Origin of the sequence: Micromonospora sp. DT4 (genome assembly GCF_049841675.1) — a bacterium.
In the GTDB taxonomy this organism is placed as follows: Bacteria; Actinomycetota; Actinomycetes; order Mycobacteriales; family Micromonosporaceae; genus Micromonospora.
The window spans coordinates 1-24,331 of the sequence record NZ_JBNCKT010000045.1 but is presented as its reverse complement, the minus strand read 5'-3'; the positions used below and the strand labels follow the sequence as shown (position 1 = coordinate 24,331).

At 68.9% G+C, this 24,331-nt stretch carries 13 protein-coding genes and 3 pseudogenes; 9 read left to right on the top strand and 7 right to left on the bottom strand.

What is annotated here, in order from left to right; all coding sequences use genetic code 11:
• Positions 1-33 precede the first annotated feature (33 nt).
• The 3 genes from ACLQ24_RS15160 to purE are packed head-to-tail and all read left to right on the top strand — an operon-like array spanning position 34 to position 3,798.
• Positions 34-2,070: a thioredoxin domain-containing protein gene (locus ACLQ24_RS15160; RefSeq protein ID WP_425892163.1), complete on the top strand. Its 2,037-nt coding sequence runs from the start codon at positions 34-36 to the stop codon at positions 2,068-2,070.
• A 29-nt stretch (positions 2,071-2,099) separates the two neighbouring features.
• Entirely contained in the window at positions 2,100-3,275 is a 1,176-nt protein-coding gene (locus ACLQ24_RS15155; RefSeq protein ID WP_425892161.1) for a 5-(carboxyamino)imidazole ribonucleotide synthase, read from the top strand.
• A 31-nt stretch (positions 3,276-3,306) separates the two neighbouring features.
• Positions 3,307-3,798: a 5-(carboxyamino)imidazole ribonucleotide mutase gene (gene purE, locus ACLQ24_RS15150; RefSeq protein ID WP_425892160.1), complete on the top strand. Its 492-nt coding sequence runs from the start codon at positions 3,307-3,309 to the stop codon at positions 3,796-3,798.
• 163 nt (positions 3,799-3,961) lie between these two features.
• Here the strand turns inward: purE and ACLQ24_RS15145 are convergent, their stop codons facing one another.
• On the bottom strand, positions 3,962-8,860 hold the full coding sequence (locus ACLQ24_RS15145; protein ID WP_425892159.1) for an SCO7613 C-terminal domain-containing membrane protein: 4,899 nt from the start codon (positions 8,858-8,860) through the stop codon (positions 3,962-3,964).
• A gap of 150 nt (positions 8,861-9,010) precedes the next feature.
• The gene (locus tag ACLQ24_RS15140) at positions 9,011-10,438 is read right to left on the bottom strand and encodes a UDP-glucose dehydrogenase family protein (protein ID WP_425892157.1); all 1,428 of its coding nucleotides are present in this window, start codon (positions 10,436-10,438) and stop codon (positions 9,011-9,013) included.
• Between the two features lie 251 nt (positions 10,439-10,689).
• Here ACLQ24_RS15140 and ACLQ24_RS15135 point away from each other — a divergent pair, with 251 nt between their 5' ends.
• Positions 10,690-11,853 (top strand): acyl-CoA dehydrogenase family protein, encoded by a 1,164-nt coding sequence (locus ACLQ24_RS15135; protein ID WP_425892155.1) that lies wholly within the window; start codon positions 10,690-10,692, stop codon positions 11,851-11,853.
• A gap of 256 nt (positions 11,854-12,109) precedes the next feature.
• Here ACLQ24_RS15135 and ACLQ24_RS15130 read toward each other — a convergent pair whose 3' ends face one another.
• Positions 12,110-13,426 carry an IS3 family transposase gene (locus ACLQ24_RS15130; RefSeq protein WP_425892154.1) on the bottom strand — a complete coding sequence of 439 codons (1,317 nt, stop codon included), beginning with the start codon at positions 13,424-13,426 and terminating at the stop codon, positions 12,110-12,112.
• Positions 13,423-13,734: a transposase gene (locus ACLQ24_RS15125; RefSeq protein ID WP_425892153.1), complete on the bottom strand. Its 312-nt coding sequence runs from the start codon at positions 13,732-13,734 to the stop codon at positions 13,423-13,425. The genes ACLQ24_RS15130 and ACLQ24_RS15125 overlap by 4 nt, the downstream gene beginning before the upstream one ends.
• Before the next feature lie 97 nt (positions 13,735-13,831).
• Between ACLQ24_RS15125 and ACLQ24_RS15120 the strand changes: the two are divergent.
• Positions 13,832-13,927 (top strand): annotated as a pseudogene (locus ACLQ24_RS15120) (hypothetical protein); the annotation flags it as partial.
• A gap of 561 nt (positions 13,928-14,488) precedes the next feature.
• Positions 14,489-18,151 (top strand): hypothetical protein, encoded by a 3,663-nt coding sequence (locus ACLQ24_RS15115; protein WP_425892151.1) that lies wholly within the window; start codon positions 14,489-14,491, stop codon positions 18,149-18,151.
• Between the two features lie 1,064 nt (positions 18,152-19,215).
• On the opposite strand, the gene ACLQ24_RS15110 is transcribed toward ACLQ24_RS15115, so the two are convergent.
• Positions 19,216-20,928 carry an ATP-binding protein gene (locus ACLQ24_RS15110; protein WP_425892149.1) on the bottom strand — a complete coding sequence of 571 codons (1,713 nt, stop codon included), beginning with the start codon at positions 20,926-20,928 and terminating at the stop codon, positions 19,216-19,218.
• A 169-nt stretch (positions 20,929-21,097) separates the two neighbouring features.
• Between ACLQ24_RS15110 and ACLQ24_RS15105 the strand changes: the two genes are divergently transcribed.
• Both ACLQ24_RS15105 and ACLQ24_RS15100 read left to right on the top strand, forming a co-directional pair.
• The gene (locus tag ACLQ24_RS15105; protein ID WP_425892147.1) at positions 21,098-21,796 is read left to right on the top strand and encodes a hypothetical protein; all 699 of its coding nucleotides are present in this window, start codon (positions 21,098-21,100) and stop codon (positions 21,794-21,796) included.
• 99 nt (positions 21,797-21,895) lie between these two features.
• Entirely contained in the window at positions 21,896-22,345 is a 450-nt protein-coding gene (locus ACLQ24_RS15100; RefSeq protein WP_425892146.1) for a hypothetical protein, read from the top strand.
• Positions 22,346-22,424: 79 nt separating this feature from the next.
• Here ACLQ24_RS15100 and ACLQ24_RS15095 read toward each other — a convergent pair whose 3' ends face one another.
• The gene (locus tag ACLQ24_RS15095; RefSeq protein ID WP_425892192.1) at positions 22,425-23,219 is read right to left on the bottom strand and encodes a hypothetical protein; all 795 of its coding nucleotides are present in this window, start codon (positions 23,217-23,219) and stop codon (positions 22,425-22,427) included.
• Positions 23,220-23,507: 288 nt separating this feature from the next.
• Positions 23,508-23,726: pseudogene (locus tag ACLQ24_RS15090) on the bottom strand (helix-turn-helix domain-containing protein); the annotation flags it as partial.
• Positions 23,727-23,907: 181 nt separating this feature from the next.
• Between ACLQ24_RS15090 and ACLQ24_RS15085 the strand changes: the two are divergent.
• Positions 23,908-24,261, top strand: a pseudogene (locus tag ACLQ24_RS15085) (transposase); the annotation flags it as partial.
• Positions 24,262-24,331: the final 70 nt, after the last annotated feature.

Below are 24,331 nucleotides of genomic sequence, written 5' to 3'. Positions count from 1 at the left end.
GCGCGTCCCGGCCGGGGTGGTTATGGTCGTCGGGTGAATCGACTCGCCGACGCCACCAGCCCGTACCTACTCCAGCACGCGGACAACCCGGTCGACTGGTGGCCCTGGTGCGACGAGGCGTTCGCCGAGGCGAAACGGCGTGACGTGCCGGTGCTCATCTCGGTGGGCTACGCGGCCTGCCACTGGTGCCACGTCATGGCGCACGAGTCGTTCGAGAACGAGCAGGTCGGCGCCCTGCTGAACGACAACTTCGTGTCGATCAAGGTGGACCGGGAGGAGCGTCCCGACGTCGACGCCGTCTACATGACCGCCACCCAGGCGATGACCGGCCAGGGCGGCTGGCCGATGACGGTCTTCGCCACCCCGGACGGCACCCCGTTCTTCTGCGGCACCTACTTCCCGCGCGCCAACTTCGTCCGCCTGCTCCAGTCCGTCACGACCGCCTGGCGGGACCAGCGGGACGAGGTGCTGCGCCAGGGCGCCGCCGTGGTCGAGGCGATCGGTGGCGCGCAGGCCGTGGGCGGCCCCACCGCGCCGCTGGACGGCCCACTGCTCGACGCCGCGGCCGGCAACCTGGCCGGTGAGTACGACGCGACGAACGGCGGGTTCGGGGGCGCCCCGAAGTTCCCGCCGCACATGAACCTGCTCTTCCTGCTGCGCCACCACCAGCGCACCGGCGACCCGCGCAGCCTGGAGATCGTCCGGCACACCGCCGAGGCGATGGCCCGGGGCGGCATCTACGACCAGCTCGCCGGTGGCTTCGCCAGGTACTCGGTGGACGCGCACTGGACGGTGCCGCACTTCGAGAAGATGCTCTACGACAACGCGCTCCTGCTGCGCGTCTACACGCAGATCTGGCGGCTGACGGGCGATCCGTTGGCCCGCCGGGTCGCCCGCGACACGGCCCGCTTCCTGGCCGACGAGCTGCACCGGCCGGGGGAGGGGTTCGCGTCCGCGCTGGACGCCGACACCGAGGGCGTCGAGGGGCTCACCTACGCGTGGACGCCGACGCAGCTTGTCGAGGCGCTCGGCGACGAGGACGGCCGGTGGGCCGCCGACCTGTTCGCCGTCACCGACGAGGGCACCTTTGAGCACGGCACGAGCGTGCTGCGGCTCGCCCGGGACGTCGACGACGTCGCGCCCGAGATCCGTACCCGTTGGCAGGGCGTGGTCGGGCAACTGCTCGCGGCCCGCGACACCCGGCCCCAGCCGGCCCGCGACGACAAGGTGGTGGCCGCCTGGAACGGTCTGGCGATCACCGCGATCGTCGAGTTTCTCCAGGTCGCCGCGCTGTCCCTGGAGACGCGGGACGAGGGTGCGAACCTGCTGGAGGGCGTCACCATCGTCGCTGACGGCGCGATGCGTGACGCCGCCGAGCACCTGGCCACCGTGCACGTGGTCGACGGCCGGCTGCGTCGGGTCTCCCGCGACGGCAGGGTGGGTGAGCCGGCCGGGGTGCTGGAGGACTACGGCTGTGTGGCCGAGGCGTTCTGCGCCCTGCACCAGCTCACCGGCGAGGGGCGCTGGCTGACCCTGGCCGGTCAGCTCCTGGACACCGCCCTGGAGCGCTTCGCCGCGCCCGGCGGCGCGTACTACGACACGGCCGACGACGCCGAGCAGTTGGTCGCCCGGCCGGCCGATCCGACTGACAACGCCACTCCGTCGGGACGGTCGGCGCTGGTGGCCGGGCTGGTGGCGTACTCCGCGTTGACCGGGGAGACGCGCTACCGCGAGGCCGCCGAGGCGGCGCTCGCCACCGTGGCGCCGATCGTCGGGCGGCACGCCCGCTTCGCCGGGTACGCGGCCACGGTCGGCGAGGCGCTGCTGTCCGGGCCGTACGAGATCGCGGTGGCGACCGACGACCCGGCCGGCGACCCGCTGGTGGCGGCGGCCCGGCGGTACGCCCCGCCCGGAGCGGTGGTGGTCGCCGGCCGCCCGGACCAGCCCGGGGTGCCGTTGCTCGCCGACCGTCCGCTGGTCGACGGCCGTTCCGCCGCGTACGTCTGCCGGGGTTTCGTCTGCCAGCGACCGGTCACCTCCGTCGATGAGTTGATCGCCGAGCTGGGCTGAGTCGGGGCACCCGGTAGGCTGGCCGCGCTATGGATTCCCGTACCGGTCTGCCTGTTGTCGGCATGGTGGGTGGCGGCCAGCTGGCCCGGATGACCCACCAGGCCGCGATCGCCCTCGGCCAGTCACTGCGTGTGCTCGCGAGCGCCCCCGACGACGGCGCGGCGCTGGTCGCCGCCGATGTCCAGTACGGCGACCACACCGACCTGGCCGCCCTGCGCACCTTCGCCAAGGGCTGTGACGTGGTCACGTTCGACCACGAGCACGTGCCGAACGAGCACATCCGCACGCTCACGGCCGAAGGGGTGACCCTGTACCCGCCGGCGGCCGCGCTGCTGCATGCCCAGGACAAGCAGGTCATGCGGGAACGCCTGACTGAGCTGGGCGCTCCCAACCCGGCCTGGCGGCCGGTCGGCGAACCCGCCGACCTGGTCGGCTTCGACGAGCAGGTCGGCTGGCCGGTGGTGCTCAAGGCAGCCCGGGGCGGCTACGACGGCCGGGGCGTCTGGATGGTCGACGACGCCACGCAGGCCACCGAGCTGGCGACCACGCTGCTCGCCGGCGGCACCCGGCTACTCGTCGAGGAGCGGGTGCCGCTGCGTCGGGAACTCGCCGTGCAGGTGGCCCGTTCGCCGTTCGGGCAGGTGGCCGCGTACCCGGTGGTCGAGACGGTCCAGCGCGACGGCATCAACGTCGAGGTGCTGGCCCCGGCACCCGGCCTGGACGAGGAGCTGGCCGTCTCCGCCCAGCAGCTCGCCATCGACCTGGCCACCGCGCTCGGCGTGGTCGGTCTGCTCGCCGTGGAGCTCTTCGAGGTGCGCGACGACGCCGGCCGGCCGGCGATCGTGGTGAACGAGCTGGCGATGCGCCCGCACAACTCGGGGCACTGGACCATCGAGGGTGCCCGGACCTCCCAGTTCGAGCAGCATGTGCGGGCGGTGCTGGACTACCCGATGGGCGACACCGCGCTGACGGCGCCGGTGGTGGTGTCGGCGAACGTCCTCGGCGGCGAGCCGGGCGGAATCTCGATCGACGAGCGGCTGCACCACCTCTTCGCCGCCGAGCCGGGGGCCAAGGTGCACCTCTACGGCAAGCAGGTACGCCCCGGCCGCAAGATCGGGCACGTCACGGTGCTCGGCGACGATCTGGACGACGTACGGGTGCGGGCGGCGCGGGCCGCACGCTGGCTCCGCGAGGGGCACGAGTGACCCCGACGGCCGCGAACCAAGGAGGACTCCGGTGACCACGGTCGGATTGATCATGGGTAGTGACTCGGACTGGCCGACGATGCGGGCAGCCGCCGAGGTGCTGGACGACTTCGAGGTCTCGTACGAGGTGCGGGTCATCTCGGCACACCGGACCCCGATAGCGATGATCGATTACGGCCGCGACGCCGTGGACCGCGGGCTCAAAGTGATCATCGCCGGTGCGGGTGGCGCCGCCGCCCTTCCTGGCATGGTCGCCTCGGTGACACCGCTGCCGGTGATCGGCGTGCCGGTGCCGCTGAAGCACCTCGACGGCATGGACTCGCTGCTGTCCATCGTGCAGATGCCGGCGGGGATTCCGGTGGCCACCGTGTCGATCGGCAACGCGCGCAACGCCGGCCTGCTGGCCGTCCGGATCCTCGGCGCGTCCGACGAGACGCTGCGGACCCGCATGGCGATCTACCAGCGGGACCTGGAGCAGCTCATCAAGACCAAGGACGCAGCCCTCCAAGCCACGCTCCCGTAACCAGGCCCCTTTCTCCTCCGCGATCTTGCACTTTCGGTGGTCGTCAATCTGCTTTTGTCCAGCTATGCGACGACAGAAAGTGCAAGATCGCAGGAGACCCGGACCGCGCGAACCCAGCCCACTCACCGTCCCCGCCCACCCACGTCGCTCTGGCCCTCCGGTTTCACCTCATGCCGCGTAGCGCGGTCTGGAGGCGTTCCTGGGCTCGGCGGCGGCGTTCGTTGCTGGCCCCGAGGACGAGCAGCAGGATGCCCACGGGGATCAGCGCCAGCCACGGGCCGAGGCTGACCAGGGCGTGGATCGCGGCGATCGCGGTGACCGACGCGCCGACGATCACCGGGGCCTGCTGCCGGCTGGACGAGCCGAAGATCAGCACCGCCACCGCGCCGAGCAGCAACAGCATCTGCCGCAGCGTGCTGGACTCGGTGGTCAGCACGATCGCCAGCGTCGGCACGAACGCGGCGACCAGCGCCGGCCCGTACGCAACCCAACTGCTCAGGTCCGGTCGGTGGCGCAGTTCCAGCACGCCGACCAGCAGGGCCAGAGCGGCGAACGGCAGCGTGTACGCCTCGGGTAGCGCCACGTCGGCGACGCGCATCAGGATCCACCAGGCGGTGATCTCGCAGAACACCACCGCCCAGAAGAGGATCCGGCGCTCCACGGGCCGTCGGCCGGGTCGGGTGGCCGCCACGCCGAGGACCGCGCCCCAGGCCGCCAGCAGGGCGGCGATGTGCCGCGGTGAGTCGAAGGCGAGCGCCAGCGCGATCAGGGCCGCCGCGTACCCGGTCCACTGGACGGTGGCCGCCTCGCGCTGCGCCTCGGGACGGCGCAGTTGGGGCAGGGTCGCCGCGAGGACCTGGAGTACCGCGCCGACGGCGAGCACCCCGAACGCGGACCAGACCGCGGCGAGCCCGGCGATCAGGCCGGCGGTCAGCACGAAGAGCTGCGCCATCAGCGAGGCGAAGAGCCAGCCGAGGATGCGCGCCCGCTGGGTGGTGCCGAACAGGGCCGCCACCGCGCCCACACCCACCGCGCCACCGAGGGTGAACAAAGTCAGTTGCCGGTCGGCCAGGCTGCCGGCCAGGCCGGCGCCACCGGCGGCCAGACCGATGACGAACACCAGCACCCGGGCCAGCCGCAGCGAACGGGCCGGCTCGACGAGCGGCGGTGGCGGCGTCAGGGCGAGACCGAGCATGGAGATGGTGAACACGGACAGCGCGGCGAGGGTGCTCGCCGGCCACCTGAAGCCCAGCGCGATGGGCGCGATCAGCAGCGTGACGGCGGCGCCGGGCAGCACCACCGGTACGGCACGGGACCGTCGCCCGCCGCTGAAACCGGTGGCGGCCAGGGCCGCCGTCGCCGTGAGCAGCAGCGCGGTCAGCACGTGGGTCGGGTTGACCACGTCCGGCGGCGGGGTGAGCAGCTCCGGCGGCGGACCCTGCCAGATCCGGTCCAACGTGCGCTGCGGCTCGACCAGGGCGAAGACCAGCGCGGGCGCGATCGAGACGAGGGCCAGGGCGGTCGGCAGGGCGGCGGCTGCGAGCGCGCCGGCGGAGGGGCTGACCCGCCACCGCCGCCGATCCGGGTCGTCCGGCAGCCGGCGCAGCGCGCCGTCGAGCAGCACCGCCCAGCGACGGACCGGCTGGGCGGCGGCGGTGGGCGGCACGGTCGCCGCGCGGATCAGTTCGGCGAGGACACCGAGCAGCGCGGCGGCGGCCGCGTAGACCCCGACGGGCAGGCCGGTCGGGATGGCGGCGAGCGCGCTGATGCTCGCACCGCCGACCACGGCCACGCTGACCCACGGCAGGTACTGCGGCACGTGCCGGCGTACGGCGGCCACGCCGGCCAGGCCGAGGCTGGACGCGGCCAGCGCGGCGGTCAGCACCACCTCTGCCGAGTGCTGGAACTCGACTGCCAACGCCGCCACCGCGCCGGGCAACGCCAGCAGCGCGGCGCCGGCCGCCGCGCCACCGATCTGCGCCAGGTGCGGCGGCATGCCCTCGGTCTCCAGGTCGGTCACCTGCGGCCCGGCCAGGACGCGTGCCAGCGTGGCCACCACGATGCCGATCAGCGCGATGCTGCCCAGTGCCAGCGCGGTCGTCCACGGGCGGACCAGGCCGGCGCCGGCCCCGTGCAGCGCGACCACTCCGGCCACGGTGGCCCGGGACAGCCCGGCCCGGGCCTCCTCGGTGGCCACCGCCGCCATCCCGAAGACGGTGGCGACCATGGCCCCGACGAGCACCGGTGACCACCAGGGCAGGTCGAAGGCGGCCGGCGCGCCGATGGTGGCGAGCACCACGGCCACGCCGGACGCGTCCCACCGCCAGGGGGGTGGAAGCAGGACGCCGGCAGCGACGGCCAACAGCAGCAGCGCGATCGGAGCCTGCCAGGTCGCGCCGCCGGTCGGCGCCGCGGGCCAGTTGCTCAGGTCGCCGTTCCAGATCGGCCCGGGTGTGGCCAGCACGCCCACCCCACCGCGCAGCGCCGTCCAACCCGCCAGCACTCCGATGAGTACGCCGCCGACGGCGATGCCGAGGATCGGGCCGCGTCGCGACTCCTCGGGCATGGCGCGGGCGGCCACGGCCACGACCAGAAGCAGGCCGGCGGCCACCGCGAGCTGCCCACCGGGGGCGAGGACCGCGGCGATCCGTACCATCGTGGCGATCAGGGCGGTGGTCACCGCCGCGGCGGCCAGGTCGGAGCCGTCCAGGGTGAGGTCGGAGCGGCGGCCGGCGTCGATCGAGGGGGCCAGGAAGAGCAGCACCGCGGAGACCAGCAGGAGCGCCCCGACCCAGGCGTCGGCGACTGTTGCACCGGGCGCGCCGAAGGCGGCGGCGGTGACGACGAGCGCGCCCAGCCCGGTGCCGACCGACAGGGGCGCCGGGATGCGCCGCTGGGAGACCTGCACCATCGCGGCGTACCCGAGAGTCACACAGACGGCCAGGAAGCTCGCCGCCAGCACCGGGACGGTCGCCTCGCGGAGGCTGGCCGGGGTGGGTGTCTCGTCGACGGGCATGGTGGCGGCCACGAAGGCGGCCACCGCTCCGGGCAGCGCGAAGGCCGCGCCTCCGGCGGCCCAGTCCGCGACCGTGTCGGCGGCGGCCGACGCGATCCGGACCCGGGGCGCCAGGGCGACCAGCGCGCCGGCCGCGAACAGGGTGAGCAGGACCGCGGCCGTGAGCGCGGGCCGGGACAGGCCGGCGCCCGCTCCGAACAGGCCCACCACGGCGGCGCCGACCGCGTGGGCCAGGGCAGCCCGGGTGGTACGCGCGGAGAGGCCGATGGCCCCGATGCCGATCGCGGTGACCACCATCGGCCAGGGGGCGGACGCCCATCCGAGGCTGAACGAGGCCGGTACGGCGAGCGCCGTCAGCGCGGCACCGGCGACCGCGAACTCGCGGCGGATCTCCGGTGGCAGGGCGAGCACCGCGGCGATGGTGAGCAGGAACGCGGCGGCGGCGAGCTGCCACGTGGTCGGGCCGACGGAGGCGGCCAGTTCGGCGGCGTACCGGTCGAGGTCGGCGTCCCAGGCGGGCAGTGCCGCCCGGACGGGGGCGACACCGGCCCGGAGCGCTCCTCCGGCGACCATCAACCCGCTGGCGGTGAGCGCGACCGCCGAGGCGATCTGCGGGCCGCGTCGGGCGGCCTCGGGGATCGCGCGTACGGCCAGCCCGGTAGCCGTGATCACCGCCGCGATCAGCAGCAACGACTGGCCGGGTAGGGCCACCGAGGCGATCCGGCCGAACGCGCCGATCACGGCCAGGGTGACGATTCCTGCTGCCACGTCCGGCAGTGGCGGGCGGCGCAGCACCAGCGCGCCGGCCAGCCCGACGGCGGCGGCGAGCAGGAGGACCAGCCCGGCTCCGGTCGCCGTCGGCACGGTCTGCGCCCGTAGCAGGGCGGTCACCGCGTACGCCAGGGCGACCGCGACGGCTACCGCGTGCAGCGACCAGGTCAGCTCGCGCAGTCCGGGCACCGGGCGGGCGGGCCGGGTGTCGGCGGTGCCCGCGTCGGCGTCGACTACCTCGCCGGCCTCCTCCGGGTCGCCCTCCGGCCGGGCGTCGGCGTCGCGTTGCCGGGGTGCCGCCGATCCGTCGGCGGGGGCCGGCAGGTCCTGCCGGACGGGGCGCTCCACCACGATCGGGGAGCGGGCCAGCCAGAGGTCGAGCAGGGCCACCAGGGTCAGCACCAGCGCCCAGCCGCCCGGCCCCGTGATCCGGTCGTACGCGAGCAGCGGCAGCACCGGCTGCGCGGCGACCACTGTCGCGAAGCGGGGTGCGCGCAGACCCGTAAAGGCGGCGTACCCGACGGACACGGCGGCGGTGGCCGCGAAGATCAATCCGGCGAAGACGGCGCCCGAGGTGCCGCCGCCGATCCGGTCCACCGCCCAGAGCGCGTACCCGGCCAGCGGCACGAGCAGCAGACCCACCGCCGAGATCGTCTCCGCGGTGGAGGTGAGCCCGCGTCGCGCCAGCGCCGGCGGGGCCAGCAGCATCAGCGCCGTGGCGAGGAGCAGGACGCCGAGGCGGGCCAGCGCGTCCATCGAACTGGTCGCCACCGCGGCGAAGACCACCGCGGCCACGGCGAGCAGCAGCGCGCCCAGCCCGAGCGGAATGTTCTGCACCTCCCGGGAGGACGCCTCCGGGGGGTGTTCGGGGTCGTCGGCGTCCAGCCAGGACGCCCGGGGTGGGGGCGGCGGCGGATCCTCCGGGACGGGCGGCGTGCCCTGGCGGGGAACCCGGGGTGGTGGCGCGCCGGTGGTGGCCGTCGGCGGACGGCGACCGGGACGTCGGCGCAGCACCCGTCGGGGCCGGGTGGCCTGCTTGATCCGCTCCTCACCGGCGTGGGCGAGGATGTCCCGCTGGAACAGCGCGGCCTGCATCTTGGCGGCGATCTGCCGCTGTTCGCGGGCGATGGCGGCGTCGCGCGCCTTCATCTCCGCGATCGAGCGCTCGATGTCCGCCAGATGTTCGACCCACTGGGGCTGGTCGGCCCCGCAGTGCGGGCACTGTACGGCCGGCTTGATCTCCCGGCCGCACGAGGAGCATTGAAAGGTCGCCACGACACCCCTCCAGCCGCACTGTGGACTCCCACTGTCGCAGCATGCCCAAAGCTGGCGCGGATTTCGACACTTGTCGGCGGGTCCGTGGCAAAGAACATCACCAGCCGGCCGCGTGGAGCACTTCGCGGCCGGCCGGTGTGTGGTGGATCGTCAGGGGCGGCCCATGCCCCGGTACTCCCAGCCGGCCTGGGTCCACAGTGCCGAATCGAGACAGTTGCGCCCGTCGACGACCTTGCGGCCGCCGACCAACTCACCCAGAGCGACCGGGTCGGCGTTGCGGAAGTCCGCCCACTCGGTGAGGACGCAGACCAGGTCCGCGCCGGCGACCGCCTCGTTGATGCCGGGCTCGTAGGTCAGCTCAGGCACCGCGCGACGGGCGTTCTCGGTGCCCTGCGGGTCGTACACGTGCACGTCGGCCCCGGCCTTCTGCAACAGCGCGGCGACGGCGAGCGCCGGGGCGTCGCGGACGTCGTCGGTGTTGGGCTTGAAGGTCGCGCCCAGCACGGCGATCCGGGTGCCGGAGAAGTCCGGGCCGGCCGGCCCGGAGCGGCGGCCGAGCAGGTCCGCCGCGAGCTGGAGCACCCGGGTACGGCGGCGCAGGTTGATCAGATCGACCTCGTGCAGGAAGCGCAGCGCCTCGCCTGCACCCAGCTCCTGCGCGCGGGCCTGGAAGGCCCGGATGTCCTTGGGCAGGCAGGCGCCGCCGAAGCCGAGGCCGGCCTGGAGGAACCGGTTGCCGATGCGGGGGTCGTACCCGATCGCGCGGGCCAGCTGGGTGACGTCGCCGCCGCTGGCCTCGCAGACCTCGGCCATGGCGTTGATGAACGAGATCTTGGTGGCCAGGAAGGCGTTCGCCGCGACCTTGACCAGCTCGGCCGTCGCGAAGTCGGTGACCACCAGCGGGACCTCGCGGTCCTCGGTGGCGGCCAGGTCGAAGACGCCCTTGTGCGCGGCGTAGAGCATGCCGTTGGCCCACTCGCTCTTCACGCCGACCACGATCCGGTTGGGTCGCAGCACGTCGTCGACGGCGAAGCCCTCCTGAAGGAACTCGGGGCTCCACGCCACCTCGACGCCCAGGTCGCCGGGGGTGTGCTTGCCGACGAGCTGCTCGACCCACTCGGCGGTGCCCACCGGCACGGTGGACTTGCCGACGATCAGCGCCTTGCGGGTCAGGTGCTGCGCGAGGCTGGTGACCGATGCCTCGACGTACGACAGGTCGGCGCCCATCCCGTCGGCCCGCTGGGGGGTACCGACGCAGATGAAGTGCACGTCACCGAACTCGGCGGTCTCCGCGATGTCGGTCGAGAACCGCAGCCGGCCGGCGGCCAGGTTGCGCTTGAGCAGCTCGTCCAGGCCGGGCTCGTGGATCGGCACCTCGCCGGCGTTCAGCATCGCGATCTTGTCCGCGTCGACGTCGAACCCGAGCACCTCGTAGCCCAGCTCGGCGTAGCAGATGGCGTACGTCGCACCGAGGTAACCGGTCCCCAGGAACGTCACCCGCGGCCGAGGCGCGCCCGAAGGCGGCGTCACCGCGGCGATGGCGGGGGTCGGCTGGATGGTGGGGTAGGGGATCGTCACGCCTGTCTTCTCCGCTCGCACTGGCGGCGCGTCGTCGCGTCGCATTCTGCTGCGGCGCCTGGCCGGGCACCGGAGGGGTGGCTCAACTGTCTGCTTCCATCATCGCCCAGCGGCGCGGGTGCTCCGTCATGCCCCATACCTACGCGCCGGTAACATCACCTGAACTGCAGTCGCTATCCTTCAGTCTGCGCGGTCGGCGGTCAGGGGAGGCCACAGACTGCGCATGATAGCGGTGAAGGGGAGGGGCCGACATGGCCGCAGGGGAGTCGTTCGACGTCTACCGGTTGCCCGAGGAGCACGAGGCGATCCGGGAGGCGGTCCGGGATGTCTGTGCCGCCAAGGTGGCGCCGCACGCCGCCGAGGCCGACGAGACCGGTGAGTTCCCGAAGGCGTCCTACGACGCGCTGCGGGCCGCCGACTTCCACGCCCCGCACATCCCCGAGGAGTACGGCGGGGCGGGCGCGGACGCCCTGGCCACCGCCATCGTGATCGAGGAGGTGGCGCGCGCCTGCGCGTCCTCGTCGCTGATCCCGGCGGTGAACAAGCTCGGCACGCTGCCGCTGCTGCTGTCCGGTTCCGAAAAGATCAAGCGCCGCTACCTGACGCCGGTCGCGGCCGGCGACGCCATGTTCTCGTACTGCCTCTCCGAGCCAGAGGCGGGCAGCGACGCGGCGTCCATGACGACCCGGGCGGTACGTGACGGGGATCACTGGGTCCTCAACGGCGTGAAGCGCTGGATCACCAACGCCGGTGTCTCCGAGTTCTACACCGTCTTCGCCGTCACCGACCCCACCGCCCGCTCCCGGGGCATCTCCGCCTTCGTGGTCGAGAAGTCCGACCCGGGCGTCAGCTTCGGCGCGCCGGAGAAGAAGCTCGGCATCAAGGGCTCGCCGACCCGCGAGGTCTATCTGGACAACGTGCGGATTCCCGCCGACCGGATGATCGGCGCGGAGGGCACCGGCTTCGCCACCGCCATGAAGACCCTGGACCACACCCGGGTCACCATCGCCGCGCAGGCCGTCGGGATCGCGCAGGGCGCGCTCGACTACGCCAAGGGGTACGTCGCCGAGCGTCGCCAGTTCGGCAAGGCGGTCGCCGAGTTCCAGGGCATCCAGTTCATGCTCGCCGACATGGGCATGAAGCTGGAGGCGGCCCGGCAGCTCACGTACGCTGCCGCCGGCAAGTCCGAGCGGGGCGACGCCGACCTGACCTACTTCGGCGCGGCGGCCAAGTGCTTCGCCTCCGACGCCGCCATGGAGATCACCACGGACGCGGTGCAGTTGCTGGGCGGCTACGGCTACACCCGTGACTACCCGGTCGAGCGGATGATGCGCGACGCCAAGATCACCCAGATCTACGAAGGAACTAATCAGGTCCAGCGGATCGTCATGGCGCGGGAGCTGCTGAAGGGCTAATTCGGGGCTGTTCTAGCAGCTCAGTGCGGGTGTGGATGGGTCAATCGGCATGGCCACACAGTGTGGCTAAGTGATTACCTTGTGGGATCTTCTTGGTCACCCCAGAAGGCTTTCGGTTGGCGTTCTGGGGAAATCCTGGAGACATTCATCCATTAATTCAGATGTATCGAATGCATGGTGGACGATGGCGCGCTGCCGGGGTGCAGGTGGATGTCTCGGAGGGGGCACCTTGCTAATCGATGAACTTCGGTGACTATCAACCGGACCGTCGGTTGCGTTGAGTGAGGAGCGCAAGGCGTCGGTCGGCTGGGTGGGGCCTCGCGGCGTGCTGTCGACGGATGGTGGTAGGCAGCGCCGACACGGCGGTCATCGCTCGACTGTTGCGCCCGGTCAGCGATGGAATGACAACTTGTCGTACCTCAGCGCCACCATGTTGTGTATGGATGACGCATTCCACGGCCCTGGTCAGGAGGTCGATGGCCTTGCAGAGCGCGTCGTAGCACGTGTGCGAGCCAACCTTGGCGACCCTTCCGAGTGGATCAATCCCGCTGGCTACCCTGAGGGCTTGGCTCTGTGCGTCATCGATGCGATCCAGTCGATCGGGGTGAAGTACGGGTGAGCTTCCCCACTTTGATGGAGGGGTGTTTACCTGCTGCCGGTCGGTGCAGGGGTGACGATATCTGGCTTGGTCAGGTTGGTCTGTTGGTGGTGCCAGGCGGTCTCGTACTCGTCGGGGCTGAGGTCGTCCAGTTCTTTCTGGATGCGGCGGGTGTTGTACCAGCCGTCGATGTAGGCGAAGATCGGCGTTCTCAGCCTCGTCGCGGGTCCGCCAGCTCGTGCGGTAGACGAGTTCGATCTTCAGCGTCGACCAGAAGTTCTCCATCAGGGCGTTGTCGTACGAATCGCCGACCGAGCCCATCGACGGCAAGATCCCGTTGTCCTGTAAGCGTTCCGCGAAGCGAAACGACGTGTAATTCGACCCACGGTCGCTGTGGTGGATCAGTTGGCCGTCGCGGACGTCGCGCGACCAGATGCCGTATTCGAGGGCAGCGAGGATCAGGTCGGTGTCGCAGCGGTCGGACGTCTTCCACCCGACGATCCGGCGGGAGAACACATCCCGGACCGCGGCGAGCCAGAACACGCCCTTGCCGCAGGGGATGCGGGTGGCATCGGCGACCCAGAGCCGGTTCGGCCCCTCAGCGGTGAACCGCCGGTTGACCAGATCCGGCGCCGGCGTGTGCCGCGGGTCCTGCCGCGTGGAGCCGCCGCGCCAGCCTCGACGCAGGAACGCCCCCTGCCAGCCCTGGGCCGCCATCAGCCGCTCCACGCGCTTGCGGCCCACACCGATGCCGTCGCGACGTAGCTGCCGGTGGACCAGGTCTGCGCCGTAGGTGCGCCCAGAGGTCTCCCAGATCTCGTAGATGTTGGAGATCAGCCCCAGGTCGACCACGTCCCGGTCACAGGGGTGCTCGGCCTGCTTGACCCACGCGTAGTAGGTCGAAGCGCCGATGTTCAGGACCCGTAGCAGGAGCGCGACCGCGAACTGGTCACGATGTTCGTGGATGAACCTCATGACCGTCGCCGGGTCGGGTCGAGCTCCGCCGCGAAATACGCGCTCGCAGCCTTCAAGATCTCATTCGTCCGCCGCAACTCGGCCACTTCCTTGCGCAGCCGGCGGTTCTCCTCGACCATCTCGCTGGTCGGCCGGTCGTGACGCTCACCCGTGTCGGCCTCGGCTTGGCGGATCCAGTTCCTCAGCGCCTCGTGATGCACGCCGAGCTGCTCGGCCAAGCGCCGGATCACGGGCTTCGGGTCCGACTCGCGGTACAGACGCACAGCGCGCTGACGTAGCTCATCGGGGTACTTCTTCGGTGCTGCCACAGAACTTCCTCCCCCACAGCCATCAGACCATGGTCAAGAAGCTCCATGAAAGCGGTGGTGGCTCAAATACGCCCGACTCTTCAAGGCACAAGGCGCCAGCCTCAGCGCCATCGCCACCAAGACCAGCATTCCGAAGACCTCGCTGCACCGCTACCTCGGCACCACCGACTCGAACGTTCAAGCCGGTAGCTAGATCAACTTCTTAGCGATGTTTTTCGCTGGAAGCTACGGGCGGCCCTGAGGGTGTCGCCGTCACGGAGCACCTTCATCATGAGGTCGAACTTCGGGCGGCTGGCCTTGGTGCCGCTGGCGACATTGACATAGATGTTGGCGGGGTCACGCCGACGCGGCGTAGGGCGTCGATCTGGTGGACGGGTTTATGGTCCGCGGTGGACACCCGCGCGTAGCCGATCATCACGGCGTCGGCAATATCGAGTGGCATGCTTTGTCGACATTGTTTTTCGACACGGAGTGTCGACAACGACGACCGGGCCCGGGCCGCGGTAATGATTTTTCGGCAAATGGTCGTTTGCCGACAAGATCATTACTTGGATGTTGGGATGTCGGGGTGCTGGATCGGGGCGCGGCAGACTCGGTCATCATGTGGGGTGACGGAGCGAGATTCGGACTGAGGTCGACGGCGGACACGGCTGGTCGGGGTGCTTCAGATATCTGGTACATGGTCTCTTGCGTGGCCAGGCGACCAGCAGCGCCTTACCGGCCGCAGTGCGCGACCGTGTTGGGGGTGGGGTAGATGACGGCAATTGCAACTGTGGGCTGCTCCGAGTTTGTTATCACATGGGTGCCCTCCGGCGTTTTTCTGAGTCTGGAGCCGGGTTCGGTGCCGTCCGAGGTGTGGGACGCCCCGCCAGTTCCGGGTCTGCACCTGGTCCACATGACACCGACCATGATCGGGTCCGAAGTGCCGACGCAGGCGTTGTTGGCGCAGCCGCTGCACGTGCTCGCGCGGATGGTGGACGCCCCGCCGTCGTCGGTCACCACCGGACTCGACATGGCCGCGGCGATCGCCCGCGCTGACGCGCTGCGTCTGCCGGTCCGGGTCCCCGGCGTCGCCTTGGCCGGGGCCGGCGGCGACAGGGCGCTGCCAATCGATGCCCAGGGAAAACCCGCCACGTCGGCCACCGCCGCCTATGTACTCATACTGCCCGCCAGTCACCTGGTGGCCGAACACACCACCACCGTGGCATCCGACACTAACCTTGGCCGAGTCCTTCCCGGCCCGCCGATGCCCGGTCAAGTTCGGTGGGTCGACGAGCGGGCCGAGGTGGGCCTGCCACGGCCGATCGTCAACGCCCGCTACAGCGACGTCAAACTCATCACCTCACCGGCTGGCCAGACCCACACCCTGCAGGGCGGAATCGTCGGGCTCTGGCGCGCACTGGCGGACCTGACTCCCGGACAAACCGTGCTTGTGCACGCCACCACAACCCAGGCCGAGGCCACCGAGAACCTCCTCGCGATCCGCGCACCCGACGGCATCGCCCTACTACGCCACACCCCAACCGGCGCCCAGGCCGCGAGCCTCCCCCGCAACCCCACCACCCTGCACCTCACCCCGGCGACCGCAATCGGCACATCGCACGAACGGTCGACCGGACAGCTATCTACGCCGAACGAAGCAGCAGTTTCAATGACCAATTCGATTCAACAGGTCCAGAAGAAGCTTTCGCCGAGTCTGATCGCAGCGTTTGGCCTCGAACTAGAGATCCCGGGAGTTACTGTTCCATTCCGCAGAGGAGAAGTCCTGGCTTTCGGCGAGGGATGGAAATTGGAGCCCGACCAAATTTACAGGTCTGTCAGCACTGGCGACATAGAATTCGTGCTGTCACCCATGTCGAATCTCTCGGACATAAAGGCGACGTTAAAAGAGGTCATTTCGCTCATAGAACGCATACGACTTTTAGCGCTTGCCAGCTCCGAAAAAGGGGTCACTCTCAGTGCCGCCGCCAGGAGCATGTCGGGTCGCGTGACCATTGTGAGAGATGCCACGTTCACCGTAAGCGATATCCGCTTCCAGGCCAAGTTGCAAGCTACCTACGGAATCGGTCTCGACAAAATACCGCAAGTCATCGATGAGCTGCTTACTACAACGCAAGCACACAAAATCCATGAGGACACGCGCAAAGTGGCGCAGCTGCATTCAGAAAGGTACGCGCGGCCACTGGCGCGGCAAGCCGAAGGATTCGTGGAGCTGATCAACATGTATCGACACAACGCGGCTTTCAAAGGTCCTCGTTTCGGCGGCGAGGTAAACACGCAATTTAGGTTGATGGCAAGGAGTGACTTCACCTCGATATACGAGCGACTTCTAGACGAACCGGATCGGCGTGATATTGAGCGCTTGCTTCTACCTAGTCTAGAGGCAAGTGCGCCCCCCTTTATGGAGGCGTTGTCGCTTGATAGCTCTGATCCCCTGTTCAAGCAGCCCTACCTCATCGACACCGCCACTCAAATTCTTGTATCGGAAGATTCTCTCCCGAGGACGATCGACTGGCTTGCATCTATAGTGCATGGACGCGAGGATGGAGTTTTGAAGAAAGACCTTTTATCTCCTCCTCCTGGGTATCCATTGCATTCGGGCAACCTGGATGTCGATTACGGGATGGGCACCATGGGAGTAGATGAAAAGAACAAGCTCATTTTATTCGAGGTTCGCGGAAGGCCGAAGAGGCCAGACCGGATTTCGATGAACGGGAGAATTGGAAGCCTTATCTATGATGAATATCTGGAAGCCACCCGGTACAACGCCTCACTCGAGCATCCCGGTGAATTCTCTCCATCTGCCACCGTTGAGAAAAACACCACCTTGGCAAAACTTGAAGCCGCCTATGGTGAACTGCGTCGCGTCACAGACCGCATTCGACGGAAATGGAATGAACTTACGGCAAACTGGGGTTTTATTCGCGCGGGAGTCGTATCTCCAACACTAAACGAGATTGAAGAACTGAATGCTGACGGATCCGTGGATGCGGGTGAGGTACTAGAACCAGGCCGGCTTGGACGCTTGATAGGCCTTCTCAAGGAGCTGCGAGAGGCACCAACACCCCTCGCTTCTGCATACGTCTCGCCGATTTTGTCGCGCTACGATCACGAACTCCAACACTTCGAGAGAGAACTATGGGAGGCAGGCAACGAGATAGCACCTGACTGGGTGGACGCAACACCCGATCTGCCGGCTCTGGAACGCCGCCCGACGCTCGGGCTGACCGACCCACCGGCAGCGTGGTTCTCCGCAGGCAGTGGGGGCGGCGCTGCGCTGGCGGCACCAGCGGTGCCCGGTGACGTGAACGCCTCAATCGGCGAGGGCGGCACCTGGGTGGCGGAGTTCCGGCCGCAGCTTTCGGGTCGGGCCACCTCTGACGATGCGCTGACGGAGGATGTGATTTTTCCGTTGGGTAGTCACCGAGATGGAGAGCGGTCCAATCTCTCCTGGGTAGGTGGCGCGCCGTCGGTGCGGTTGCGGCAGCAGATCCGCATGGCGGCCGCAGGCTTTGACGGTCAGGTTATCTTTCTGGGTCCTGCCGGAGACGCGCAAGAGTCGGTGCAGAACGTAGGTGACGTGCGGCGTCTCGTGCAGCAGTTCGCCTTCAAACAGCAGCAACCTGTAGTGGTGACCCAGGGCCAGGTGAAGCCACTGAAGAGCATGTCGGCGACCTATGGCTTCAGCATCGTGCACCGCGTTGCGAAATCGCAGGCTACGACCGCCGGTGGCATTCCCGCCCTGGCGGCCGATCCCGTCTGGCGCGTGGACGGCGGTAACGGCACCGCCGAGGAGGTGGGTGCCTCCTTCGTGCCGCCGCTACTCACCAGCGCGGCCGCGCGCGCCAAGCCGGTCACCGACTCGACCAGCCGGGCGCTGGCCAAGCTACTCCTCGCGCCGAATCGAGCCGCGAAACTAAACGTGCTCGCTACGTACCGGGAACAGCTGGCCAGCCAACGAGCCCGCGACGACCTGGCCACAATTGTCCAGCGGGTCGACGCAGACCCATGGTTCCGCCAAGCCACACCGCTGCTGGGCGAGCTCGGCGCGCCGGACGCCGCCGAGTTCGTGCTCGACTTCCAGAAACCAGAATCCTCCCCCGTCGAACGCGCTCACCTACTGATGAACGAACGAGGCCGGGGCATCGACGTCGGACTACGCGTTGACCTCATCCGCGAATCCGGCTACTCAGACACCGGCGCCGCCACCGCCCTGACCGCGGTCGACCTGCTCTTCACCGACAGCGACGACGCCCTGGACAACGCTCTAAAGTACGTGAAAGACAACTCCGCTGACCTACCCGCCGATGCCAGAGGACGCTGGGTCGACTCCATCACAGAACTCGCCAAGGAACCCACGCACATCGACAAGCGAGACGCCCTGGAGCAACTAGCGCACCAGGTACTCACCTGCTGACCGACCACGTTCGCGCTGGGGTCGCTCATGCCGGACATCCTCGACGAGTGGCGGGGGCGATGCCACCGCATTCCAGTGCCTCGACTCGGGGCGTTGCTAACGAACGTGTGACCAGGGATCAAAAATTTGATCATCGGGTGAGGGGTGGTCTTGGTGTGATGTCGACGGAATGATGTCGGTCTGTGGCTCGTCTGCCGGAGAACTTCCCTGACCTGGTTGAGCATTGGACGCTGCTGCCTACGGAGTCGGACCTGTTGGCGGGCAAGCATGATGGTCCGACGAAGCGGACCTGCAGATCGAGTCCTGGCTAGTCACCGGCGACTCTGCGCTCGGTCCTCGGGCTGGGCGAGGATCGCAACACGCCAGTCGGCGCGACCTTCGGAACCTGAGTCGGGGCTGCGCCCGGTCCCCGGACCGGGCGAGGATCGCAACGACACCCCGGGCCTGCGGCTGTTTTACGGCAGCAAGCTGAGCTCGGTCTTCGGACCGGGCGAGGATCGATACGGCGAGGGAGGCGCGCTCTGAGGCTTGTAACGCTGGGTAGTGTCCCTGGCGGGTTGTTTGCCCCAGCAGGCAGAGCAGTTTTGCTCAGGGACTCAACCCAGTTTCGCCCAGCGTTGCACCTCGCTGGTCGTTGACTGGGCGCGAGGTAGCGCACAGTAAACAACTTTCGGCACACCGGACCTGCACGTGTTCTGGGGAAATCCTGGGCAACCCGGCGGATGGCTGAGTTTTCCCAGCTCAGAGGCCATGCCCTCGTTGTTCACCCAGATCTACGAAGGAATGAACCAGGTGCAGCGGATCGTCATGGCCCGGCAGCTCTTGAAGAGCTGACCCCGTATTTTCGCAGGTCAAAGCACTTATGTGGCGGGTTGCCGTCTACGTGAGCCGGTGGCGGGGTGCTGAGATGTCGCTAATCTACGAAGGTGCTCCGGCTCTGCTTGAGCCGGAGTGTTTCCCCAGGTAGACGCTTTATGAGCCGTTGGGTTGTCGTCGGTTGACCGCGTGGCGGTCAGCAGCGTTCTGGGCAAATCCTGGGGTTCTGGTCTCTTGTGGACCTACGCTCAGTCACCGGGGAGACTTCCAAGCCAGCGGTATCGGCGCCCGGGGCTTCGTGCTGCTCCGATGGCGACGACGGTGCCAGCCGCGACCAGTGCGCGTAGGTGGTTGAGTACGGCGGTACGTGACAGTCCGGTGAGTTCGACGAGCTCTCCCGCTGTCGCCTCTCCCCGGCTCCTCATTGCCTCGCTGACGTCGGGCAGGAGGTTGCTGAAGAGGTCCGGCTCCTTTGCCCGGCCGGAGGCCGCGGGATCGAGTACGTACTGTGCGTAGCGCCGTCCGCCCTCCTTGATGGCCAGTCCTTGGTCGACGAGATCCCTCAGGACCTGACTGGCGGCGATGCGGTCGACGCCCCATTGCCGCAGCATCTCGTTCGTGAGGTAGCTCTCGCGCAGCATCGCGAGGGCGATCTCATGCGCGGATGTGGGCAGGTGTGCGGGTAGCCCGGCGATCCAGCGGCGAACTTCGGGATTGAGGAGTTCGGAGCGGGCCATGGTAACCACGAAGCTGGAGATGGAGCTTCGGAAGTTCGGTCGCGGTAGACCTCGGCGTCGGGCCACGGCGAGCATCGCGGGGATGCCCGACGATCTGTTCTCGGCGACGAGTTCGTTCGACGAGGGGAGGTAGGTGTCCGCGAGCAGACTCGCCAGGACGGCGTTCCGCGAGGACGAGATGCCTTCCTCACCGAGTTCGTCGACGACAACCCCTCCATACAGGCCACCTGGGCTGCGGATGACAAGGCGGTCGGGAAACAGCTCGACCTGCACCTGGGTGCCTCTCGTCACGGGGCTGTAATCGCGGTGAAGCAGGGCATTGACGACCGCCTCGCGGACAGCTTCGAGTGGGTACTCGACCTCGTCTACGCGTCCCCCGTGATTGCTGATGACTGCACGGACCGCGAGATTGCGGCGAAGTGTGGAGAGGGTGGTCTCAACCATCTCGGGGATGGAACCCCGGACCGTCTGGTTGTCGAGGAACCTGACGCCGGAGGCCGGATCCGGGCCGTGCACGACCACCGATACCATCAGCTGGGGAAAGTGCTGTTGCGGGAATTGCCCGTAGGCCAGAAGCCCAGCGAGTGTCAACGCCGATCCGCTGGCGGGCCCCGCCGTTATGCCGAGCCGGTAAAGGACGGTGGCGTCGTCGGACTGCGCGAGTTTCGGGTAGCCAGTCCGCATCCTGCGCAGGGTGCGGCGTACGGCCTCGTCATCCAGGTCGTCCGCAGAGGTCCCTTCAACGGGTTCGCGATCGTACAGGGGTTGGGTCCTGGCGGACGTGACCATCGCGATCTCCGCCTGGGTCATGTGGCGGTCGCCGTCGCCCCCGCGCAGGTACGAGCCCCCGGAGATGCCTTGCGCGGTGACGTAGACCGGACGTTGGTCCGCCGATGCGGGTGGCACCTCGGCAACCACCAGCCGGCGACCGTCGACCTCGACGATCTCAGTGCTGATCCGTAGTGGAGGTGTGAGGTCGTCTCGTGACATCTGCACCAGAGCGTTCCGCAGTCCGACAGGATCGGTCAGGTCGATGAGGCTGAACCCACCTTGTTCGTCGATGCCGAGCAGGATCGTCCCGCCGTCGGTGTTCGCGAAAGCGGAAAGCGTTTCGCGAACGGATTTCGGCAGCCCCTCGGCGGCCCGCTTCGCTTCGACCCCCGAAGGCTCCCCGCCCATCCGGCGCAGGGTTGCGAGCATCTCGATCACGTCGTCTGCAATCACAGCAGCTATGACATCACCAAACTTCACACGTGGCAAGTGATGTGTGAAGTAAGTGTTAAGCTTGCCGCGCCCGGACCAGGGTCACGGCGGAATCGACGCCTGACTCCAGGTCCCCCGGGGGTCGCAGGGCGAGCGAGCAATCCACCTCGCGACCTGTGGCGAGGCCTGTGTGGACGATCTACCCACCCCGGCAGCAGCGGCTGCGATCGACGACGAGCAGATCCTGCGTCGGGCCCGGGAGATCGCTGACTGTGTACGCGACGGGGGCGTCCGGGAGCTGCCGCTTGACCCCCTCGGCTGGCGCGGCGGCCTCTACTACGGAGTACGCAACCAGCAGCGCTTGACCGTGGGCGTACGGGTGCCATGGTGGTCGGGGCCGCATGACGTTGGCGTCGTTGCCTCGCATCTGGGTCGGCTGGGTGCGCCGGGCATGTCGGTTCGCACGCTCGCGCAGCTTCAGGTGCCGTACTACGCGGCGGCGGCGACACCGGTGCGGGAACACGCGACGACCTGCCTCGGTTTGGGCCTGAGCACGACTGCAGAGCATGTGGTGGCGCTGCTGGAGGTCGTCCGGGAAGTCCTGCGCACGCTTGATCTGCCCGCCTCGCGTATGCCGTTCCTACGGGCGAGCGCGGGGCTCCACGAGGCAATTCACCCGTCATCCGGCCCCTTCGATCAGCCAGCGAGCGATCCGACCCCGGTCACAAGGCCGCCAGCGGTCGCGGTAGTGGGTCGACTGCCGGAACAGACCGTGACCGAGATGCGAGCACTTGTTCACGCGGCCGGCGCAACTCGAAGGTCGATCACGCCGATGAGCTGCCCGGCGCGGCGACGCGGTAGGCGGTTGTTCGGCGTTGTGCGAGATTGATTGATTGGCGCCATCACCAGCGGCGATCAACTTCGCTGTTCCGTAGAAGTGGACGGCGGGACGACTCTCAACCAACCCCGTCCCAGAGGAGTGGAAGTCATGATGCTGCGCAAGGCGTTCGGAGCGCTGGTGGCGTTGCTGACCTTCGGCACGGTGCTGGTCGTCACGGCGGCCCCGTCGCAGGCGGCGGTGGCCTGCTCGGGCACGGTCACCTACAGCTACGCGTACCCGCCGAGCAACCCCGTTGCCGAGCTGGTCATCTACTACAACAGCACCAACGGCGGCACGAACAGCGCCTGCATGTACCACCGCGGCGCGGCGTACGGCTCCTCGGCGCGGACCTCCGTGCAGATCGCCCGGTGCGCGGAGACCTCCGGCACCGGATCGTGCACCACCACCGCGGTCTCCAGCGAGGACAACGCCGACTACCTGTACTACGCCGGGCCGCGCGGAGTGACCGGCACGGCGAACAACTGCGTCGACGCGTACGGCGAGATGGACTGGGCCGGCACCACCTACTGGATCCACTCCGGTCGCCAGGGCTGCTGAGTTCGGTGACGCCTGACCGGTGGCCCGGTGGGATCCGTCCCGCCGGGCCACCGGTGGTAGCCGTCCGCGTACGCCCCCGTCAGGGGTAGAGGCAGGCGGTACGGCGGGCGGCGAGCCTCTGGTCGGCGGCGAGCGGCAGGGACTCGACGGTGCTGGAGCCGTCGGGACGGGCCACCCGCACGTCGAGTACGTCGGTCGGCGCGCCACCGCCGAGACAGGCGACCGCGGCCACCGGGATCTCGGCAGTGGATCCGGGTTGCACGGACAGGCGGTCGAGCTTCCAGACGAGGTCGAACGGCGGGGCGGCCAAACCGGTCATTCCGATTTGGTGCCAGCGGCGCTCCGTCGGCAGCGCGGGGTCGTCCGCGTAGTAGGCGGCAAAGCCGACGATCTCCACGTGCGTGCCGGTCGCGCTCAGCCGCCACCCACCCGGGCCGGTCACATCGGGGGCGATCGCGAGGGCGATCGCGGCCGGCCCGGGTCGGTCGCCCCGGCAGCGGGACGGTTCCAGGCCCGTGGGCGGGTTGCCGTGCACCACCCCAGAGGCGATCAGCCCACCGTCGGCCAGGGTGAACCAGCGGATGTCGGGGGTCTGGGAGGTGGAGTCGGCGATCCGCTCACCCAGGCAGTAGCCGGTGAGCCCGACCACGCAGCCGGGCGGAATGGTGTAGAGGATGCCCTGGTCGCGGCGGGGCTCGCTCCGGGCATGCACGCCACTGCCGTACGTGACGGCGGTGAAGGCGGCGTCCGTGGTGGTCGCCGGGCAGGCTGTGGTGGTCGTCGTGCCAGCGGCCGCCGTCGCCCCCTCGGCCGCCCATTTCAGCTGGGTCATCGGCACCACGGCGGCCGTACCGGCGAGACCGGCGACCGCCACCGCCGCCACCGCCAGTCGCCGTCGGAGTTTCCGGTGTCGCGGGGGGCTCGCGGGCCGGTCGTGGGTCGGTCCGGCTGCGCCGCTGGTGCCGGTTGGCTCACCCGTAGCCGGGGCGGGTGGATCCCCGGCAGTCCCAGTGGATGGTGCCTCTGCGAGGGGCGTGGCGATCGGTTCCGCCGGCGTCAAGTCGGGTGCTTCTGCCCTCGCCGGGTCGGCTGGTGCGCTGGCCGAACTGGCGGGCCGCAGCTCCTCGTCCAGTTCGAGCCAACGCTGCCTCCATTGGGCGGTGTCCCCGCCGCAGGCCCCGACGTACGCGAGCAGCACGTCGAGGCTGGGTTGCCGGATTCCGCTGGCAGCGGCGGAGAGGGTCGAGGCGCTGTAGCCGGCGACCTCGGCCAATCGCCGGTAGGTGGGATTGCCGGCATCGACACGTAACTTTCGTAGCTCATGGGCGAAGGACGACAACGGTCCAGCGGTCGGATCTACGGGCCGCTCGTGCCGAGCCATGCCGCTCCCTTGTCTCGGTAGCGCCCTGGGGCGGGGTGCCGCAGCACAGGGCTCATGTTCCCTGAAAAGTCAGCCAAAGTAGGGAATCATATTGAATTCCTCGACCGGCAGACGACGGCCACCAGTGTGCGGGGTGGCCTGGGACCGGCAGTGCGCGCTCAGCCGTTGAACGTCGCCGGATGACCTGTGGACCGACGACACCTGGGTCATCGACTCGACGCCGGTCGAGTGCGGCCGGTCCAGGCCGACGGTGAAACGCTCTGATCTGGCGGGGTGGGCCGGATACGGGTACTGCGCCTCGCACTCGCGGTTCTTCTGGAAGCTGCGGCTGCGACTGATCTGCACCCCGGCCGGCTTGCCGATCACCTGGGCCCTGGCGACACCGAAGGCCGACGAACGTCAGGTCCTCACGGCTGTCCTTGACCACGACCCCGACCTCCTCACCGAACGTCCAGGCTGGCTGATCATCGCGGACAAGGGATACGTGTCCGCGGAGCTGGACCGATGGCTGGCCGAGCGTGGGGTGCGGTTATTGACCCGTAAGGCAAATAGTTGATGGTCAGGAGGCGGCGTAGCGGACTTCGGGCTTGCGGAACAAGGATTTC

What these genes read in the sequence shown, in the direction of transcription:
- ACLQ24_RS15155 (WP_425892161.1), top strand. Translation starts at nt 2,100, where the DNA reads ATGGATTCCCGTACCGGTCTGCCTGTTGTCGGCATGGTGGGTGGCGGC.
- ACLQ24_RS15135 (WP_425892155.1), top strand. Translation starts at nt 10,690, where the DNA reads ATGGCCGCAGGGGAGTCGTTCGACGTCTACCGGTTGCCCGAGGAGCAC.
- ACLQ24_RS15130 (WP_425892154.1), bottom strand. Translation starts at nt 13,426, where the DNA reads ATGAGGTTCATCCACGAACATCGTGACCAGTTCGCGGTCGCGCTCCTG.
- ACLQ24_RS15100 (WP_425892146.1), top strand. Translation starts at nt 21,896, where the DNA reads ATGATGCTGCGCAAGGCGTTCGGAGCGCTGGTGGCGTTGCTGACCTTC.
- ACLQ24_RS15115 (WP_425892151.1), top strand. Translation starts at nt 14,489, where the DNA reads ATGACGGCAATTGCAACTGTGGGCTGCTCCGAGTTTGTTATCACATGG.